Consider the following 17717-nt stretch of genomic DNA (forward strand, 5'->3'; position numbering starts at 1 on the left):
CTATTTGGAGAGCAGGATGAAATTCAGTGAACAATGGCTGCGCGGCTGGGTAAGCCCGCAGGTAAGTCGGGACGAGCTGGTTGCTCGCCTGTCGATGGCCGGCCTTGAGGTCGATAGCGTGACGCCGGCCGCTGGTGAATTCAGTGGTGTGATGGTGGGCGAGGTGCTGGGCACCGAGCAGCACCCGGACGCTGACAAGCTGCGGGTTTGCCAGGTCAGCAACGGCGCGGAAACCTTCCAGGTGGTCTGCGGCGCGCCGAACGTGCGCCCGGGCCTGAAGATTCCGTTCGCCATGATCGGTGCCGAACTGCCGGGTGACTTCAAGATCAAGAAAGCCAAGCTGCGTGGCGTCGAGTCCAACGGCATGTTGTGCTCCCAGGCTGAACTGCAGATTGGCGAAGGCAACGATGGCCTGATGGAGCTTCCGGCTGATGCGCCGGTGGGCCAGGACATCCGTGAATACTTGGGCCTGGACGATGCGAGCATCGAGGTCGACCTGACGCCGAACCGTGGCGACTGCCTGTCCCTGGCCGGCCTGGCCCGTGAAGTCGGCGCGCTGTATGCCGCCCCCGTGTCGCGTCCTGTGGTCGCGACCGTGCCGGCTGTGCATGACGAAGTGCGTTCGATTGAAGTCCTGGCGCCGGCGGCGTGCCCGCGTTACCTGGGCCGTGTGATCCGTAACGTCGATCTGTCCAGGCCGACGCCGCTGTGGATGGTTGAGCGCTTGCGTCGCGCCGACGTGCGCAGCATCGACGCCGCCGTGGACATCACCAACTATGTGATGCTGGAGCTGGGTCAACCGCTGCATGCGTTCGATCTCGCCGAAATCAACGGTGGCATCCGCGTACGCATGGCCGAAGAGGGTGAGAAGCTGGTGCTGCTCGACGGCCAGGAAGTGGCCCTGCGCAGCGACACCCTGGTGATCGCCGACCACACCCGCGCCTTGGCGATTGCTGGCGTGATGGGCGGCGAGCACAGTGGCGTATCCGCCACGACCCGCGATGTATTCCTCGAAAGCGCGTTCTTCGACCAGATCGCCGTCGCTGGCAAGGCGCGTTCCTATGGCCTGCACACCGACGCTTCGCACCGCTACGAGCGTGGTGTGGACTGGCAGCTGGCCCGTGAAGCCATGGAGCGCGCCACCGGCCTGCTGCTGGATATCACTGGCGGTGAAGCTGGACCCATCATCGAGACCGTCAGCGAACAGCACCTGCCCAAGATTGCACCGGTCACCCTGCGTGCCCAGCGCATCACTCAGATGCTGGGCATGGAAATGGCCCCGGCCGAAGTCGAACGCTTGCTCAGCGCCCTGGGCCTGAACATCAGCGCCGACGGGGCAGGGCAGTGGCGCGTCGAAGTGCCAAGCCATCGCTTCGATATCAGCCTGGAAGTCGACCTGATCGAAGAGCTGGCCCGCCTGTACGGCTACAACCGCCTGCCGGTTCGCTACCCGCAAGCGCGCCTGGCCCCCCAGGCCAAGGCTGAAGCCCGTAGCAACCTGCCAGAACTGCGCCGCCTGCTGGTGGCCCGTGGGTATCAGGAAGCGATCACCTACAGCTTCATCGATCCGCGTCAGTTCGAGCTGTTCAATCCGGGTGTCGAGCCGCTGTTGCTGGCCAACCCGATTTCCAACGACATGGCCGCCATGCGCTCGTCCCTGTGGCCGGGCCTGGTCAAGTCGCTCCAGCACAACCTGAACCGCCAACAGGATCGCGTGCGTCTGTTCGAAAGCGGCCTGCGTTTTGTCGGTCAGTTGGAAGGCTTGAAGCAAGAGCCGATGCTGGCCGGTGTCGTCTGTGGCAGCCGCTTGCCGGAAGGCTGGGCGCAAGGTCGCGATGTCGTCGATTTCTTCGACGTCAAGGCTGACGTGGAAGCGGTGCTGGGCTTCGCCGGCGCGCTCGATGCATTCACTTTCGTACCGGGCAAGCATCCGGCGCTGCATCCGGGGCAGACCGCACGCATCGAGCGAGACGGACGTGAAGTCGGTTATGTGGGGGCGATTCACCCTGAACTGTCGAAAACCCTGGGCCTTGATCGTCCAGTCTTCGTTTTCGAGCTGGTTCTGGCCGAAGTGGCCCAGGGGAAAATGCCGAAATTCCAGGAGTTATCGCGCTTTCCTGAAGTGCGTCGTGACCTTGCATTGCTGGCTGATCGCGACGTTGCTTCCAGCGCTGTCCTGGACGTAATCCGTGAAAATGCAGGCGAATGGCTGACGGACCTCAGGCTATTTGACGTGTATCAGGGTAAAGGCATTGATCCGCATAGAAAAAGCCTTGCAGTTGGCTTGACCTGGCAGCATCCATCGCGCACTCTTAATGACGATGAGGTGAATACCGCAACGCAGAACATCCTCACCTCGCTCGAAAACAGGTTGAACGCCACGTTAAGGAAGTGACGTATGGGGGCTCTGACGAAAGCTGAGATGGCGGAACGTCTGTATGAGGAGCTGGGCCTGAATAAACGGGAGGCCAAAGAATTGGTCGAACTGTTTTTCGAAGAAATCAGGCACGCTCTGGAAGACAACGAACAGGTCAAATTGTCCGGTTTCGGCAATTTCGACCTTCGGGACAAACGCCAGCGGCCTGGCCGCAATCCGAAAACGGGAGAAGAAATCCCGATCACGGCTCGCCGTGTGGTCACCTTTCGTCCAGGGCAGAAGTTGAAGGCCCGAGTTGAGGCTTATGCTGGAACCAAGTCATAACGACGAACTACCCGTCATCCCGGGCAAACGCTACTTCACCATTGGTGAAGTCAGCGAGCTGTGTGCGGTAAAACCGCACGTGCTGCGCTATTGGGAGCAGGAGTTTCCTCAACTCAACCCGGTCAAGCGCCGCGGAAACCGCCGGTATTATCAGCGACAAGACGTACTGATGATCCGGCAGATCCGCGCGCTGCTGTACGACCAGGGGTTCACCATCGGCGGCGCGCGCTTGCGCCTCTCCGGTGATGAAGCCAAAGACGATACAACCCAGTACAAACAGATGATCCGCCAGATGATCGCCGAGCTTGAAGATGTGCTGGTGGTGCTCAAGAAATAAATTTCTGCTTTAAATACTTCCAGTTTTCAAAAGCTTGCGATATATTCCTGAGCGTTCCGTTGAGAAGCGGAACAAGATTCACGCCTAGTCGGGGCGTAGCGCAGTCCGGTAGCGCACTAGCATGGGGTGCTAGGGGTCGAGTGTTCGAATCACTCCGTCCCGACCATATTTTTCAATGAGTTAGCCCAATCTGAAAAGGTTGGGCTTTTTCATTGGTGGGAAGTTTTTCGGGACTTCATCCTGTTTTCCTCTTCAAGATTGTCAGCACCGGTCCCCTAGAGTCGGTTGCTGATACCATATTTGCAGCTTCGATCAGATGCCCGAGCTCGGCGCCCGAGTAGTGACTGGTGATGCTGCCGTTCTTGTGTCCCAGCAAAGCCTTTCGGTCTTCCTGCGTGACACCTGCCGCCCGAAGGCGACGGCCAAACGTGTGCTTCAAGTCGTGCACCCTTCTGGATGCATACCCAGGGTGAGCGGGGCGAAGGTTTTCCTCCTGCCAGAGTTTCGCCGCTCTCACCCGTGCTTTCTTCCAGGCCGAGTCGTTCATGCGATGCATGGCCGTGCCGTTGTACGGGAAAACCCATTCCTTGCTCAGGCCGCGCTGCTTATCAATGATCGACTTCGCCACGTTGTTCAGCACAACCAACCGCTCGTCGCCATTTTTCACGCCTGACCGCTCGTTCCTCCCGCCGAAGTCGGACGGTATCAGGAACACGCTGGTGCCAAGTTCCGGCACCGGAATCCCCCAGTCCCACCTCAACTTGCAAACCTCCTGTCCCTGACAACCCGTGTTCACTTTGAACAAGGCCATCCGCTGCAGGTGAGCCGGCAACTCAGCGACCAACACTGACTGCTCTTTTCACGAGAGTGGGTAGGGCTTCCTGCTGCTGACCTTCTCGTCGAGCATCCTGATCATCGGTACCGGCTCCAGCCACGGCCGTTTCTCCGCGTCGCGCACTTCCTATGGCAAAGGTTCAGGGCCCGGACGACTCGTTGCGGGGTAATATTAACTGTCCGGTTCAAATCGTCGGCGACCAATACTGGCGCGGCCACATTGAACGTCAACGGCCTAGGCGGCAAATCGATCCTCGGCGCAGGCGGCACTCCCCTGCAAGGCGGCGAGCTTGTTGTTGGTGGCTACACGTTGGTGGAATACAGCACTTCGCTGGACCCGTTTTTGATGCTGGCCGGTTTTGGTGTTGGCAGCTCACAGCAAGTCGGTGCCGCTCTCAGAAGCAACCACGCCTTACAATTCAGCCAATTAGTCGGCAACGCTGGTACGGCGAGTGGCTTGATAGCCGCTGTTAACATCGCAGCCGCCACAGCTCTATTTACTGCCGATGAGGTGATTCTGGAATCGGCTATCGGCGGCTTGCGCTATAGCGTTTCCAACCTCAGCCAGACCATTAACTTAAGCAACGTCGGCATCAACGGCATGGATACCGGGGCTGCCCCGGTCAACGGTTACGTGGCGATTTATGCCATTTGCATAGCTGGCGGAACCACGCGCCTGCTCGGTGTGAATGTCACTGCCGGTGCAGCTCCGCCCGTTTATGCTGGTGTTAACATGGCGTCTAGCAACGTGGCATCCGCGTTGATTTCCGTACTGCCAACCAACGGTTCTGGCCAGTTCAAGGTATCTTCGCAAGTCGGTCACAGCATCAGTATCTCGTCACTCAGGCGTTTTCCGGCAATACTGGCGGTCTAGCACTGCAATCGTTCTCGTTGGCAGCAGCTGTGCCGTTTAACGCCGTTAGTATTTCTGGCGGTCTTATCAACTCGTCTTCGGCTGGCTCCAACGTCGGACTCACTGTGAACACTAACGCCCAATCGATGGGCTGGCACTGTGGTGGCGGGCGGCGCGATCAATGGCAGCTATTGGTTGGATCTGGCTACCCCACAGACTGCCTTCCTGTCGACCACCAACACTGCCGGTACTCCAACCTACACCATTCGCGTGACAAGGTAATCGATGTTCTTGCCGTGCAAAGCGCAAAGCTTCTGAGCCTGACTCAACTGGCCGCAGCTCAGAAAGCCGCACTGATCGACAGAATCAGCACTCTCAATGATTCGATTGAACTTGAAATGGCAACGCTGCAAGAAATAGCAGGGATTCCGGTACGCACGGCTCAGCTGAGACAGTGGAAAACCTACGCCGTGCTGCTTGGGCGAGTCACTGGGCAACCGGGATGGCCACCAGGAGTTCAGTGGCCAGTACAGCCTTCGGATGGCATGGACCTGTCCGTTTCATGCTTGAAGTGATGTAGCTGCAGCAAAAATGAACGTAACCCGCCATCGAGCGGGGATTTTTTTGCCTGCGGCTAGCACTCTAGTTTTGATCGGTCTTTGAATGCTCGTTAGTTACAAGGTCTACAAGTAATTTTTTTGCCAAATATTCAGACGCTATTGGCGTTAGGTGTCCATAATCCCAGCTTGTGATGCCTGTTTTAATGTCATTTCCCAAGTAGGTCATACAGCCATCTTTGTTGCAGAATGCGCTTATTATATCGGCATAAATTGCTCCCGAGTTGGCTAGGCTTTTTTTAACTCGGTGTTTTGATCCATAACCAACATGTTTAACCCTAAAAAAGTGCGCCTTGGCGTGTTAATCCAAAGCGTTTTCATGATCGTTTTAGGAAGTTCAACTGTCCAGTGTGGTGTAGGTCCTGTAAAAATAACGCGCTTAACTCCAGCATCTTTCAATGCCTGGAAAATATGGCGAAGAGCCGCCGCGTCGTGGTTTTCATTTTGGCCAACAATGACTACGTCTGGAATTATTTGCTTTATTTGCTTGAGAGCAAACCAGTTCGATTGCGTACAGAAATCTGTGGTTGAAGGGTTCTTGACGTCGGGAGACGCCACGCATCCTGAACTGGCGACTTGTAGGATATCCCAGTTTTCAGGAAGTTCTTTTCTTAACCCTGAGAAAAGTTCTTGAGCGTGAGAGTCCCCCCCCAAATAAATAGCGTCTTGCCTTTTGGAAGTTGCTTTGTGTAACAGCTGCTGTTTATTTCGGTGACCGGTACGTTTGTTGAGTTGCCTTTAATGTGCTGGGTTGTGTCTTGGAAGTTGCAATCGCCACGATAATTCTTAAACAGTTCAAGTTTCGCGAAGTACTTTCGCTCGGGCAAAGAGTTCTCGAAATACTCCGCGAATTCCTCTCTGTCATTTAAACGAGATTTGAAGCCGCCATTCACGTATGTAGTGTATCCAGTTATCCCGAAAAGCAACATAAGAGTGATCAGTGCTATTGTTTTTGTGTTGTTGTAACCGCTAAGGCGCAATGGCCGCTCGACAAATTTATATGTCAGCCAAGACAGGAATACGGAAGTCACAACAGCCAGACTCAATGTTGTTTGTGAGGGTGTGCTCCCTTCCAAGATATGCGCGAATGATAGAAGAGGCCAATGCCAAAGTTACAATGGGAAACTGATAAGTCCGAACCAAACGAATATTCGATTAGATAGCACTGTTCTATTGAACCATGCATATGGACCTCCCGCGATAATGAGAGAGGCCCCCGCAGTTGGCAATAATGCCCACCAGCCGGGAAACTGGTTGCTCTTAGTAGTTAGAGAAAACGCCACTGCAATGCATGTAAACCCAATAAATGATTGAGTGTTTCGAATGACTGGGCCGCCGACACCTCTCCACTTCGGGAATGTCTGGCTTTTATACATGCTCACATATGCCAGATATGAGCCAATTAGAAGCTCCCAGAATCTGGTTTGTGGTGAGTAGAAAGTGAGAACTGGATCTGACTGCACGCTCATTAAGTTTAAGGTGAAGGATGTGCCACCGATCACGGCGAGTAGTATCAGAGCGTTCAGTCTTATTTTAAATGTGGCCCAGAGTATTAATGGCCAAACCAGATAAAATTGTTCTTCAATACCTAAGGACCATAAATGTAGAAGCGGTTTTGTATCTGCGCTATTGTCGAAGTAACCAGATTCTGCACGTAGCACGAAATTTGATATGAAAGTAGAGCCTCCGGCGATGTGTTTCCCAAGTTGCCTATATTCATCAGCAAGGAGAACGAACCAGCCGAATGCCCAAGTGGCGGCAAGCATGAGCAAGAGCGCGGGAAAAATCCGATTTACCCGACGGCTGTAGAATTCCACGAAACTAAAACTATTTTTCTCGAGGCTTCCGAAAATGATGCTGGAAATCAGGAAGCCGGAAATAACGAAAAAGACATCGACACCAACGAACCCACCTCGAATCAGGGATGGAAAGGCATGGAACGCGACGACAGATAGGACTGCGATCGCGCGCAGCCCATCAATATCTGGCCGATATTTAGGATGACTCAGGTGCTTATCGACCGCTGATTGCGGCGATTCAGATAAGGAGGTCATTGGTTTCGTGGATCCGATTTAATTGAACGCCATACTTGAGCGCCGAGCATCATACCAGCACCACAAAGCTTTCCCGCCATCGAGCGGTTTTTTTGCCTGGAGAAAAGCATGACCGTCACCGAAAGAGATCGCGACATCCTCGCACGCACCTGATGGGGCGAGGCCCGCGACGAATCCCTGGCCAGCCAGATCGCCGCGGCCTGGATCATCCGTAACCGGGTGAACGACGGCAAGGCCAAGTCGTGGTGGGGGGAGGGCTATACCGGTGTGTGCCAGAAGCCCTGCCAGTTCAGCTGCTGGAACAGGAACGACCCGAATTTCGCCTTCCTAAGTAGCGCGAAGCAGATTCCTTTCTGCGAGTTCGCACAGGTACGCCATTGCGGCCGCAGGTGGAGCGTGGCAGGTTCAGGACTGGCGGTACGGCAAGCAACTGGCTGACCTTGTAGCGGTTCAGGCTCAAGGCTTTGCCCAGGCTGAGCGCTTGGCTCGGGAAGAGGAACAGCGCCGCCAGTCAGCCGTTGATAGGGTGAAAGTTGATGCGAGAGAACAGTACAAAACTGCAACTGCAACTGCAACTGCAACTGCTGATGCTGCTAGCGAGCGTCTACATGTCGCGGCGGGTAAATTCATCGCAGGAGCGAGCGGAGCGCCTGCGATTCCAATGTTGCCAAGCGAGGCACGACAGCAGCTCGCGCGCCGCTATGGTGCTCATAGGCATTCCGGCTGATTGCAGTGATATCTTCTATTCCACTGCCCGTCATGCTGCTGGGCTACCCTTCGCAAAGAAGTAATAAGGACATTACGTGCTACAAAAAGTGATTCTGCTGGTCCTGATCGCCAGCTTAAGCGGCTGCATGGCCACCGCGATGCGGATGGATTACGACAAGCACCGATGCCCCTATATTGGCCTGCGCTTTGATTGGTGGCTGGTGGGCACCTCCAAGGGAAAGCTGATCCCTTTCTTGCTTATCGACGCTCTCTTTTCATGGGTGGTCGATACCGTATTCTTCCCCTTCGAATATCAGTACAGCTGCAACTTCTAGGCGGTTCCTGCGTGACGGGTGTCTGTAGCTATTGTTGACGTTTGTTTGTGGCCAGGTTTGTCCGCGAACCCATAGCGCTTTTCTAAAGTAGAGGGATCCTCATGAAAGCCGTAGTTTACGAAGCCTTTTCCCAACCCCCACGTTTGATGACAGTGGAAGACCCGGCCCCCGAGCGTCACGGTGTGGTTGTTCAGGTCCTTGGCACGGGTGTATGCCGAAGCGACTGGCATGGCTGGAAAGGTCATGATCCTGACATTCAACTGCCCCATGTGCCTGGTCACGAATTGGCAGGGGTCGTAACGGAGGTGGGGCGGGATGTCACCCGATGGAAGGTGGGTGATCGCATTACCGTGCCTTTTGTCGGTGGTTGTGGCGCTTGTCCGCAATGCAATAGCGGCAACCAGCAGGTGTGCCACAGCCAGTTTCAGCCGGGTTTCACCCATTGGGGCTCTTTCGCCGAGTATGTGGGGATTCACAAGGCGGATTTGAACCTGGTTGCGCTGCCGGAAAACATGGACTTCGCCACGGCGGCGAGCCTTGGCTGTCGGTTTGTCACCTCGTTCCGTGCGATTGTCGATCAGGGCAAGGTCGCGGCGGGCCAGTGGGTGGCGGTTCATGGCTGTGGTGGTGTGGGGCTGTCAGCAGTGATGATCGCTCATGCTGTCGGGGCGAACGTTATTGCCATCGATATCTGCGACGATAAGCTCAAGCTTGCCCAATCCCTCGGTGCCGTCGCGATGGTCAACGCAAGCCGCGTGGCGGATGTCACCGAGGCGGTGCTCGAGATTACGAAGGGCGGCGCTCATGTTTCCCTGGATGCCCTGGGGCATCCAACGACCTGCTTCAACTCCATCAATAATCTGAGACGGCGTGGCAGGCATGTCCAAGTCGGTTTGATGCTGGCCGATCACAGCACGCCGGCGATTCCAATGAGCAAAGTCATCGCCTACGAGTTGGAGATCTGTGGCAGCCACGGCATGCAAGCTCACCGTTACGGCGTGATGATGGAGATGATCATGTCTGGCAAGTTGGCGCCTGAAAAACTGGTGGGCAAGACCATCAGCCTTGAGCAATCGATCGATGCGCTCATGAATATGGACCGGTTTGACACGGCAGGGGTTACGGTGGTGACGCAGTTCTAGGCGTTCGCTGCCGGCTGGCCGAGGGATTCCCGATAATGCGCTTCATCAACTTCGGTCAGGGTCGCATAACCGTCGTAGTGGTAGATTCGATGCCTGTCTCGGGCATAGCGGTCCGTCAGGAATTCGAAGCTGGCCAGGTCGATACGCTTGGCGCTCAGCGGGCGTCGGTGGCAGAACAATTTGCGCGTGCCCAGTTGCAGGAAATCGGGATGGGGCACGCGGATTTCATCAGGGTCGAACGCCACATCCAACGGTTTGCCTTCCGAGAAGATCAGGGTAGGGCTGACGGCATAGGTACCAAGAATACGGGTCTCGGAGGGGCGTAGCCGTTTTTTCGCCTCGCCGTAGTAATACACCGCTTCCCGATCCTTGGCCCAGCCATGCCCACAGGACTCGAAAGTGGCCACTTGTGCCTTACGCATCGGTTCGGGGGGATGATAGAAAATCCGGTGGCAGAACACGGTTTTGCCGTCTGTCAGGTAGGGCGATCCGAGTGAACGGAAGTGCTCCGCGGGCTCTTGGGAAAACCGTTCGGGCACTTCCGTTTGCGCGTTATGAAACGGGATCAGATACAAGCCTTGGGCGTCGCCGCACAGGTGCGTGTCCAGCAATCTGAAACTTGCCGCGTCCAGCCCGTTGATCACGCGTCCATGGAAATACACGTGGTCGCCCAGTTCGAAACCGAGACCGATGGCCTGTAACGGCTGCGTTTGCGTGTGCGTTTGCGCGGCCTCAGTCGTTGCCTGCAAACGGTGCCACCAATAACCTTCCAACTGCGGATGGGCTTCGAAGTAAGGAGCCCACGCCTTTTGCATGGCCGCATCGATGATGCCGCCAGAGCCCAGCGGGCCGTTCTTGTCACCTGCCAGCACGGGGGAGTAATCCTGGTCATTGCGACAGAGCTGGGTCACGACGAAGCTTTCCGCGTCGACATCGAGGCGTTTCTGGCGCCTGTAGACGTGCTGGTGATCACGGTAATAGTCGAAACCCAAGTGGCGAAAACTCGGGCCATGGGCGTCACGCAAGCGGGTCCCGGCGGCGTAGACGAAACTGTCGTCCACGGCAAAATAATCATCCTCGTATTCAGTGGCGCTGACCACGCGGCCGCACTCGTCGAACGCGGGTTGCCAGCACTTGAGCAGATGGAAATTGCCAACGTAGCGGATGGTCTTGCCAGTCAGGTAATAGGCGCGTTGCTTGTCCTTGGCGTAGCGTTCGTTAAGCACGGTGAAGGTCGTCAGGTCGGCATTGTCGATGCGGTAGAAATATTCATAGGAAATGTTCGAGCCTTGCTGCGCTTGCACGATGATCGACTGCCCATCGGTTCCCCAGCGATGGGCGAGCATCTGGAAGTCGTCCGGGTTGGCGACCGGCAGCGGCGTGCCGTCCTTCTGGTGCAGGGGCTTGAAGCCCTTGTAGACCTGATCGTTGATGACTCGATAGGACGGGTGGTTGCAGTACCGCACCCGCGCCGTGGCGCTGGCGATAAATTGCCCTTGCAGAAAGATATTCACTCCGTCGCTGAACAGGGCGGACGCTGAAGTCACCGAGGCTGGGGACGATGCCAACAGGGCCAGGTTGTCGGGGCGTGCCTCGGGAATTGGAGTGATCGCGTACTCGCCGAACCAATAGGCGCCGGTTGCGTCACGCCAGTACTGGTGGCCGAGGTTTTCCAGGCCTTTGTCGAACCGAAACGGCAGGGCCTGAAGCGCGTGATAGCCATGGCGCGCCCGATAGGCCGGAAGCAGGTAGTAATCACGCAGCGCGTCGCGCAGGACCCAAGGGTTGTGTCGATGCCGCCAAACCGGCTGACCGGCCAGCAGGGGCGAGGGCGGATAGTGCCCAGCGCTGGCAGCTTGAGCTAACTCGCCGGGTCGTGCGCCTTCAGGGTTGAGCATGATGTACACATCAGGCACTTGCCCGTCGCCCAGCAGCACATCGTCCATGAATGCGAAGCCTTGATGCCATTCAAGGTTAAGCGGCTCCCAGTCAGCAATAGCCGTCTCTATGTCTGTCATGTCGATGCGACCGGAGCGTTTGATGGTTGGCCAAGGACTACAAGTTTTGCCGCGAACTCGACACCTGGCGAGGCAGGCTCAAGGATGTTAGGTCCGGCAAATGTTTGTCAAAAGCAGTCGAAGCCATGACTACCCTGAACATCACCCTGCCGGACGCGCTCAAATCCTTCATAGACGATCAGGTTAGGCAGCGAGGCTACAGTACCCGTAGTGAATATGTACGGGAACTGATTCAACCGTGTAGGAGCTGACGAGTGCAACGAGGCTGCGATCTTTCCCTAGCCACTTGAGTCCCAAGCGAAAGATCAAAAGATCGCAGGCTTCGCCACTTCCTACAGAGCCGAGCCAAAGACCGCCGCTGCCACGTTCAAAAAATGAACTTGAACAGCGCAATCACCACGATCAGGCCAATCAGGAAAATGATACCTACGGTGCCGCCAAGGAATTTCAACATAATCACGCTCTCATCGGATGGGCTTAATCGTCTAGACCGCCACCGATAACGCTCGTTTCGTTGAATATTGATTCGTGGTGATCAATGAACCGCAAAGGACCTTGGCACTGGCACATGCTCGAATTTTGAGATGGTCTTGATCCAGTAGCGGCGATAGTCCGTCTGGTCCGGTGCCAATGGTTTGTGGCTGGACCATGGATGTTTCTCCTTCAGGCTGGCGCGGTACGCCTCCCATTCTTTCTGCTCGGCCACTTCCCGGGCCTTGCTCCGGTCATCGAACCAGCCCAGCACGTAAGCTTCGCCCTGGTCCGTGCCGTGCGCTATCAGCAAATAAATCTCTGTCATGACTGACCTACCGTTCCGTCCTGCGCCCCAGTGGCGGGGTCTTATCCGGGGTATCGGCCGTTATTGTCCGTTTTTGAGATTTATTGATAAGTGGCGAGTATTTCGGAATCGGGAAAAACGCGGGACGAATGGCTCAGTCGCCAGCGCCAACGGCGCGCCACGCGGCCTCGGCCAGTTGCTGCCGGTAGTCTTCAGGGCTGCGTTTGACGCGGGCAGAGAGCCAGGCGCGGCAGTAGCTCTCCGCCGAACCGATGATCAGTGACGGGATCAGCTCAAAAGGCAGGGCCTGCAAATCCTGCTGGTGGGCCGGGTCGCTGAACCATTTCTTGAGCTCGGCGTTCCTGGCCAGATTCGCCTCGGCGAGCCGTTCGTTGAAGCTGCTGCGCGCCACCGCAAAGCGCGCCTGGTATTGGAACCGTGCCCAATCGGGTTGGCTGATCACCCAATCCACGTAGCTGAACACCAGGGCATGCACCCATTCCCGGGTCGACGTGACAGCGCCAAGGTAGCTGTCCCTGAGCCGCGCCTGATCATCCAGGGCGGTCATGTACAACGCCGCGACCAAGCCTTCCTTGTTCTCGAAATGGTGATAAATGGCCCCCACGCTCATCTGGCTTTCGGCACGGATGATGTCGATGGTGGTTGCTTCTATGCCCTGTTGGTTGAACAGCGCCAGGGCGCATCGGAGGATGTGCCGCTTGGACTCGGCACGACGCCCTGGGTAGCAGCGCTCAAGGAGATCGACAGGTTCCATTTTTCGGCCCAGGCAAAAAGGGGCCATGGTAATTGAAACGAAGACTCGGCACGAGCGATTGACAGGGCGGACATTTACAGAATATTGTTCTGTAACAGAGCAATATTCTGTAATAGAGTAATGTTCTGTTCATGACTCCAGCCACCTGACCCGAGATACCCCATGAGCCAGACTCTCAGCATGTACCAAAGCGTTGGTCCGTCCGCCTTCAGCAATATGGCCTGCCAGATGGCACCGTACTTCGGCACCATCAACCCGGAAATTTCGGTGTTGGCCCCCGGTCGTGGCGAGGTGAAGGTGCCGTTTCGCAAGGAAATCACCAATCACCTGGCCTCCGTTCACGCGATCGCACTGTGCAACGCGGCAAAGCTGGCGGGCGGCATGATGACCGAGGTGTCCATCCCCAGCGGTGCCCGCTGGATCCCTAAGGGCATGACCGTCGAATACCTGGCCAAGGCCAAGACGTCCATCCACGCCATTGCCGACGGTAGCGACATCGACTGGCAGACCTCGGGGGACAAGGTTGTCCCGGTCGAGATCTTCGACGAGGGGGGTGTGAAGGTCTTCACGGCGCGCATCACCATGAATGTGAAAGTCGGCTAGGTCGCCCGGTCCATCAAGCGTCCGTTTCCGCCAGAGGCTTCATCGGCCACTGGTGGAAGCAAGGCTAAAGATCGAGGACCAGATCAGAAGTAGGCTTGCTGCAGCACAGCAAACGCAGGCCTTTGTCGATTTCCCGTTGCCTGATGCCGCCGTTGTGATTCATCTCGACCGTACCCTGGAGCAGGGTGGTCTTGCAGGTGCCACAAACGCCCTGGCTGCAGGAGGAGGGCACGATTGCGCCGGCTTTCTTGGCGGCAGACAGCAGGGTCTGGTTGCCCGGCATGCTGAATGTCTTCCCGGAGCGCGACAGGGTTACGGTGAAGCTGTCCTGCTGATTGAGCGAAGCGGACTGCTCGATCAACGGTTCTTCATTCAGTGCGGCAATGTCGAAGCTTTCCTGATGGTAGTGGGCGAAATCGAATGCCGCTGCCCTGAGCAGCGACTTGACCGCGCCCATGTAGCCCTGGGGGCCGCAGGTAAAGATCTCCCGTTCCTTGTAGTCCGGCACGTGCTGGCTCAACAACGCCAAGTCGAGCCGGCCTATCGGTTGTTGCCATTGCGCGATGTCGCCGAGCCCTTCGCAAACACTGATGACCCGCAACCCCGGCATGGCGGCCTGCATGCGCGTCAGGTCCGCGTGGAAGATGATGTCGGTGGGCGTACGGGCGCTGTGCACAAACACGATGTCGAGGTTGCCGGCCATGTCGCAGGCGGCCCGGGTCATCGACATCAAGGGCGTTACGCCGGAACCGGCGGACAGGTACAACAACTTGGTTGCCGGATGACCGACCGGTGTAAAGCTGCCTGCCGGGCCGGAGGCCTTCAGGCTGTCGCCGGGCTTGAGGTGGTCATGCAGCCAGTTCGACACCGCGCCCCCCGGCACGCGCTTGACGGTAATGGAAAACGCAAACGGCCGGGTCGGGGAGGACGACAGGGTGTAGCAGCGCAAGAGGGTCTGCCCGTCGATGACCGGTGAAATCGTGATGAATTGACCGGGCTCGAAGCTCAGGGCGCTGAAGTCCGCACAGCGAAAAATGAAGGTTTTGACGTCATGGGTTTCCTGGCGTACAGCGCAGCATTGCAGGGTTTTCTGTTCACCGCTGTGCCATTGTGCGCCGAACGTGCCCCAGGTGGCCGGGTCGGTAAAACGCTGGGCCACGTTGGCATTTTCAGGGCGCATCAGGTTTTCGTAAGTCGTCATGTTCATTCCTCACACGCCGTGGGCGGCCAGGCGCGCCGCGTACCAGCGCGAGAACTGGTCGACATAGGTTTCCGTAAAGGCCGAGAACGGCCCGGGCGTGTAGGCAGGATCCTGGGTGCCGCTGTGGGTGATGCCGACGAGGTTGGCGTCTTGCTGGTTGGTCGCGACCCAGACTTCGGTCAGCTTATCCACTTGGTAATCGACGCCTTCGACGGCATCGGCATGGACCAGCCATTTGCTGCGCACCAGGGTCTTATCGGGCGCCAGCGGGATGATGTAGGAGACCACGGCATGGTCACTCATGACATGAGTCCATGAGTTGTGCGTCCAAAAATGCACGTCGCCCAAGTCGCGGCGAGTGAGGTCGCCAAACAGCCGGGTGCATGCTACGCGGGTGTCCAGGGTCTGGGATTCACCGTTGCCGGCAATGGCCAGTCGTTGCGTGCGGAACTGGGTCACGGCGTCTTCACCCAGGTGTTCGACGGCATCGCAGATATAGCCTTCGTGCTCCCAGTTGGCCTTGGTCTCGGCATTGCGGCGGTGATACTCGGCCAGCGCCTGGAGTGAATCCTCGCCCAGCCCGTCGGTGCAGAAACCGAAATCTTCGGGCAGGAAAGAAGCGGTCAATTCCGGGTGGGTGGCGGCGCAGTGATAACACTCGCGGTTATTCTCGATCACCAGTTTCCAATTGCCGTTCTCGATGATCTCCGATTCGTAGGCGATCTTTGAGCGGGCGAGGTCATATTGGGCGAAGCGCGGTGTCATGACCTGATCAAGGTACAAGATGTCTTCTGGCGGTTCGTCGCCCAGGCAGACGAAGACGTGGGTGCCGACGACCCGCATGTGCACAGGGATCAGGCTTTTGCATTTCGGGTCGAAATCCTGGCCCATGTGTGCCGCATGTTTCAGGCTGCCATCCAGGTCGTAGGTCCACTGGTGGTAGGGGCAGACCAGCATGCCCACCGTCGATTTGCCGGCCTGTTTCAAGCGCGCCCCGCGGTGCCGGCAAACGTTGCGAAACGCCTGCACTTGCTCGCCATCGTCGCGCACCAGGAGGATGGAAGATTTGCCGATATCGAGGGTGGAGACATCACCGGGTTCGGGGACGTCGCTGGTGACCCCCACCAGAATCCAATGCTGGGTGAAAAAGATATCGACGTCGGTTTCAAAAATATCCTGGCGGCCAAACAAACCGCCAGGCATACCATGACCGGGCGTGCGGTCGGTCAGCAGTTCACGATGGGTCTTCACGGCATTGATTGTCATTATGGGTCTCGCTCAAACGCAAAAGTGATCAGGCGGCGAGTACAGTTTGGAAAGGTGGGGGAGGACCGTCAACGCGCTTTATTTTCACGCTCGCATCACTTTGCGTTATGCGTAAAGGTGTTCTTTAACATTTATGTAATCAATGGTTTAGATAACTGTCGTCGCGCAGCCAATCGATCAATGCCTGGGGGATGGGCTCAAGTTTCCGACCGCTCGGAATCACCAGGTAGTAAGCGTCTTTTGGCTTGACCACGTAGGGCGTAATTCTGATCAGTTCACCACTGTTGAGCCGGTGTGCGATCAACCGACTCCATCCCAGTGCAATGCCGTGTCCTTGGATAGCCGCCTCGACCGCGTCGTTATAGGAACTGCAGCGAAATGAATAGTTGAGCTTGGGGCGCATATCACCGAGTTCCCGACACCAACGGTTCCAGGTCATCCAGCCTTCCAGGGTAGAGTCCGAGTCAATCAGCGCCGTGTCCAAAAAATCGGTCACGGACGAAGGGGCCGCGTTGGCGGCAAGCCAGGCTGGCGAACAAACGGGAAACACTTCTTCATCGAACAGGAAAACCGAACGTCCATCCTCCCATTTCCCATTGCCGAAACGGATGGCCAGGTCGACGTCATCCCGGTATGCACTGGGCGAGACCTGTTGCGTCAGCAGGCGCAACTTCAACTTCGGTTGCAGGGTGCGCAGTGCAATCAACCGGGGGAGTATTCGCAAGTGCGAAAACGCTTCCGTGCAGGCGATGGTGATCTCCTGCTCACCAATGCCCTCGGCAATTTTGTCGAAGACAGTGGCCATGCGATGAATTGATTCTGCGACGACCAGGTGCAGGACATAGCCTTCGTGAGTCAGCTTGATCGACCGATGAAGTCGATGGAACAGCTTGGTCCCCAGGGTATCTTCCAACAACCGGATCTGTTTGCTGACGGCCGCCTGTGTCACCCCCAGCTCTTGGGCGGCCAGGGTGAAACTGGCCAGCCGCGCCACGGCTTCGAACTCCAGCAACGCTGTCATCGACGGTATCAACCGCCGATAACCCTTGACCTTTTTATCGATATCGCTGGGTTGCATAGGTGTGTTCCAACGCTGTGCCGGGTGACTCACGCCACCGAAGATTCTCTTGCGGGTTCAGCAAGCACATCCGGCTGATGGAAGAAATGACTCGCGAATGCAACCACCCGGGCACGGGATTGGATAGCTGACCCAATCGCGCGGCAGGCTTGAAGTTCTGTTATCGCTTGGCGATGCATTACCTGGCGGGGGCCGGGTTCTGTCCTGGCTGGAGCATCGATGACCTCGCTTCAAAGGGATGATATCCGTGGGCCGAGGGTTCAGACAGCACAGAGCGCCTGCGCGATGAACTCGCGTTGGCCGTTATCTGAATTTGAGCAGTGGATGACAGGTGAGCGGTATGACAAAGGCTGTCGTTCCGGCATTCTTTGGCCGGCTGTCGAAGTTCTTTCAAAGGTGGGCTGCAAAAAAATCATA

18 protein-coding genes, 1 tRNA gene and 3 pseudogenes are annotated in these 17717 nt (G+C 56.9%); 12 read left to right on the forward strand and 10 right to left on the reverse strand.

Annotated elements, in window-relative coordinates; translation table 11 throughout:
* Positions 1–16: 16 nt before the first annotated feature.
* The 4 genes from pheT to AC515T_RS10775 all read left to right on the forward strand — a co-directional run bounded on the left by pheT (position 17) and on the right by AC515T_RS10775 (position 3204).
* Positions 17–2395 (forward strand): phenylalanine--tRNA ligase subunit beta, encoded by a 2379-nt coding sequence (gene pheT, locus AC515T_RS10760; RefSeq protein WP_496532454.1) that lies wholly within the window; start codon positions 17–19, stop codon positions 2393–2395.
* A gap of 3 nt (positions 2396–2398) precedes the next feature.
* A complete protein-coding gene (gene ihfA, locus AC515T_RS10765; protein ID WP_002553164.1) occupies positions 2399–2701 on the forward strand; it encodes an integration host factor subunit alpha in 303 nt (100 codons plus the stop codon).
* Positions 2682–3038 (forward strand): MerR family transcriptional regulator, encoded by a 357-nt coding sequence (locus AC515T_RS10770; RefSeq protein ID WP_003179985.1) that lies wholly within the window; start codon positions 2682–2684, stop codon positions 3036–3038. The genes ihfA and AC515T_RS10770 overlap by 20 nt, the downstream gene beginning before the upstream one ends.
* Before the next feature lie 89 nt (positions 3039–3127).
* Positions 3128–3204: transfer RNA gene (locus tag AC515T_RS10775), tRNA-Pro, on the forward strand.
* A gap of 69 nt (positions 3205–3273) precedes the next feature.
* Here the strand turns inward: AC515T_RS10775 and AC515T_RS10780 are convergent.
* Positions 3274–4058 (reverse strand): annotated as a pseudogene (locus AC515T_RS10780) (tyrosine-type recombinase/integrase); the annotation flags it as partial.
* A gap of 34 nt (positions 4059–4092) precedes the next feature.
* Between AC515T_RS10780 and AC515T_RS10785 the strand changes: the two are divergent.
* Both AC515T_RS10785 and AC515T_RS10790 read left to right on the forward strand, forming a co-directional pair.
* Positions 4093–4746 carry a hypothetical protein gene (locus tag AC515T_RS10785; RefSeq protein WP_496532455.1) on the forward strand — a complete coding sequence of 218 codons (654 nt, stop codon included), beginning with the start codon at positions 4093–4095 and terminating at the stop codon, positions 4744–4746.
* Positions 4747–4871: 125 nt separating this feature from the next.
* Positions 4872–5300 carry a tail fiber assembly protein gene (locus AC515T_RS10790; RefSeq protein WP_496533104.1) on the forward strand — a complete coding sequence of 143 codons (429 nt, stop codon included), beginning with the start codon at positions 4872–4874 and terminating at the stop codon, positions 5298–5300.
* Positions 5301–5570: 270 nt separating this feature from the next.
* On the opposite strand, the gene AC515T_RS10795 is transcribed toward AC515T_RS10790, so the two are convergent.
* A complete protein-coding gene (locus tag AC515T_RS10795) occupies positions 5571–6038 on the reverse strand; it encodes an SGNH hydrolase domain-containing protein (RefSeq protein WP_496533105.1) in 468 nt (155 codons plus the stop codon).
* A gap of 416 nt (positions 6039–6454) precedes the next feature.
* Complete coding sequence (locus AC515T_RS10800) at positions 6455–7396, reverse strand: acyltransferase family protein (protein ID WP_496532456.1); 942 nt, start codon at positions 7394–7396, stop codon at positions 6455–6457.
* Positions 7397–7504: 108 nt separating this feature from the next.
* On the opposite strand from AC515T_RS10800, the pseudogene AC515T_RS10805 reads away from it, so the two are divergent.
* The 4 genes and pseudogenes from AC515T_RS10805 to AC515T_RS10820 form a co-directional block, all read left to right on the forward strand.
* Positions 7505–7771: pseudogene (locus AC515T_RS10805) on the forward strand (cell wall hydrolase); the annotation flags it as partial.
* Between the two features lie 55 nt (positions 7772–7826).
* Positions 7827–8123 carry a DUF2514 family protein gene (locus tag AC515T_RS10810; protein ID WP_496533106.1) on the forward strand — a complete coding sequence of 99 codons (297 nt, stop codon included), beginning with the start codon at positions 7827–7829 and terminating at the stop codon, positions 8121–8123.
* Between the two features lie 76 nt (positions 8124–8199).
* The gene (locus AC515T_RS10815) at positions 8200–8439 is read left to right on the forward strand and encodes a YceK/YidQ family lipoprotein (RefSeq protein ID WP_496532457.1); all 240 of its coding nucleotides are present in this window, start codon (positions 8200–8202) and stop codon (positions 8437–8439) included.
* A gap of 101 nt (positions 8440–8540) precedes the next feature.
* Positions 8541–9581, forward strand: coding sequence for a zinc-dependent alcohol dehydrogenase family protein (locus AC515T_RS10820; protein ID WP_496532458.1), 1041 nt, complete (start codon positions 8541–8543; stop codon positions 9579–9581).
* Here the strand turns inward: AC515T_RS10820 and AC515T_RS10825 are convergent.
* Positions 9578–11599, reverse strand: coding sequence for a DKNYY domain-containing protein (locus AC515T_RS10825; RefSeq protein WP_496532459.1), 2022 nt, complete (start codon positions 11597–11599; stop codon positions 9578–9580). The genes AC515T_RS10820 and AC515T_RS10825 overlap by 4 nt on opposite strands.
* Positions 11600–11724: 125 nt before the next feature.
* Between AC515T_RS10825 and AC515T_RS10830 the strand changes: the two are divergent.
* Positions 11725–11835: pseudogene (locus AC515T_RS10830) on the forward strand (ribbon-helix-helix domain-containing protein); the annotation flags it as partial.
* Positions 11836–11966: 131 nt separating this feature from the next.
* Here AC515T_RS10830 and AC515T_RS10835 read toward each other — a convergent pair.
* The 3 genes from AC515T_RS10835 to AC515T_RS10845 all read right to left on the reverse strand — a co-directional run bounded on the left by AC515T_RS10835 (position 11967) and on the right by AC515T_RS10845 (position 13152).
* On the reverse strand, positions 11967–12053 hold the full coding sequence (locus AC515T_RS10835; protein ID WP_442087941.1) for a small membrane protein YohP: 87 nt from the start codon (positions 12051–12053) through the stop codon (positions 11967–11969).
* Positions 12054–12134: 81 nt separating this feature from the next.
* Entirely contained in the window at positions 12135–12398 is a 264-nt protein-coding gene (locus tag AC515T_RS10840; RefSeq protein WP_003203536.1) for a hypothetical protein, read from the reverse strand.
* A 133-nt stretch (positions 12399–12531) separates the two neighbouring features.
* Positions 12532–13152 carry a TetR/AcrR family transcriptional regulator gene (locus AC515T_RS10845; RefSeq protein ID WP_496532460.1) on the reverse strand — a complete coding sequence of 207 codons (621 nt, stop codon included), beginning with the start codon at positions 13150–13152 and terminating at the stop codon, positions 12532–12534.
* Positions 13153–13314: 162 nt separating this feature from the next.
* Here AC515T_RS10845 and AC515T_RS10850 point away from each other — a divergent pair, with 162 nt between their 5' ends.
* Positions 13315–13755, forward strand: coding sequence for a hotdog fold domain-containing protein (locus AC515T_RS10850; protein WP_496532461.1), 441 nt, complete (start codon positions 13315–13317; stop codon positions 13753–13755).
* A gap of 64 nt (positions 13756–13819) precedes the next feature.
* On the opposite strand, the gene AC515T_RS10855 is transcribed toward AC515T_RS10850, so the two are convergent.
* The 3 genes from AC515T_RS10855 to AC515T_RS10865 all read right to left on the reverse strand — a co-directional run bounded on the left by AC515T_RS10855 (position 13820) and on the right by AC515T_RS10865 (position 17300).
* Positions 13820–14956 (reverse strand): FAD-binding oxidoreductase, encoded by a 1137-nt coding sequence (locus tag AC515T_RS10855; protein ID WP_496532462.1) that lies wholly within the window; start codon positions 14954–14956, stop codon positions 13820–13822.
* A 9-nt stretch (positions 14957–14965) separates the two neighbouring features.
* On the reverse strand, positions 14966–16222 hold the full coding sequence (locus AC515T_RS10860) for an aromatic ring-hydroxylating oxygenase subunit alpha (RefSeq protein WP_496532463.1): 1257 nt from the start codon (positions 16220–16222) through the stop codon (positions 14966–14968).
* A 139-nt stretch (positions 16223–16361) separates the two neighbouring features.
* Positions 16362–17300, reverse strand: coding sequence for a LysR substrate-binding domain-containing protein (locus AC515T_RS10865; protein ID WP_496532464.1), 939 nt, complete (start codon positions 17298–17300; stop codon positions 16362–16364).
* Between the last annotated feature and the right edge of the window lie 417 nt (positions 17301–17717).

It is taken from the genome of Pseudomonas sp. FSO-7, assembly GCF_059579345.1.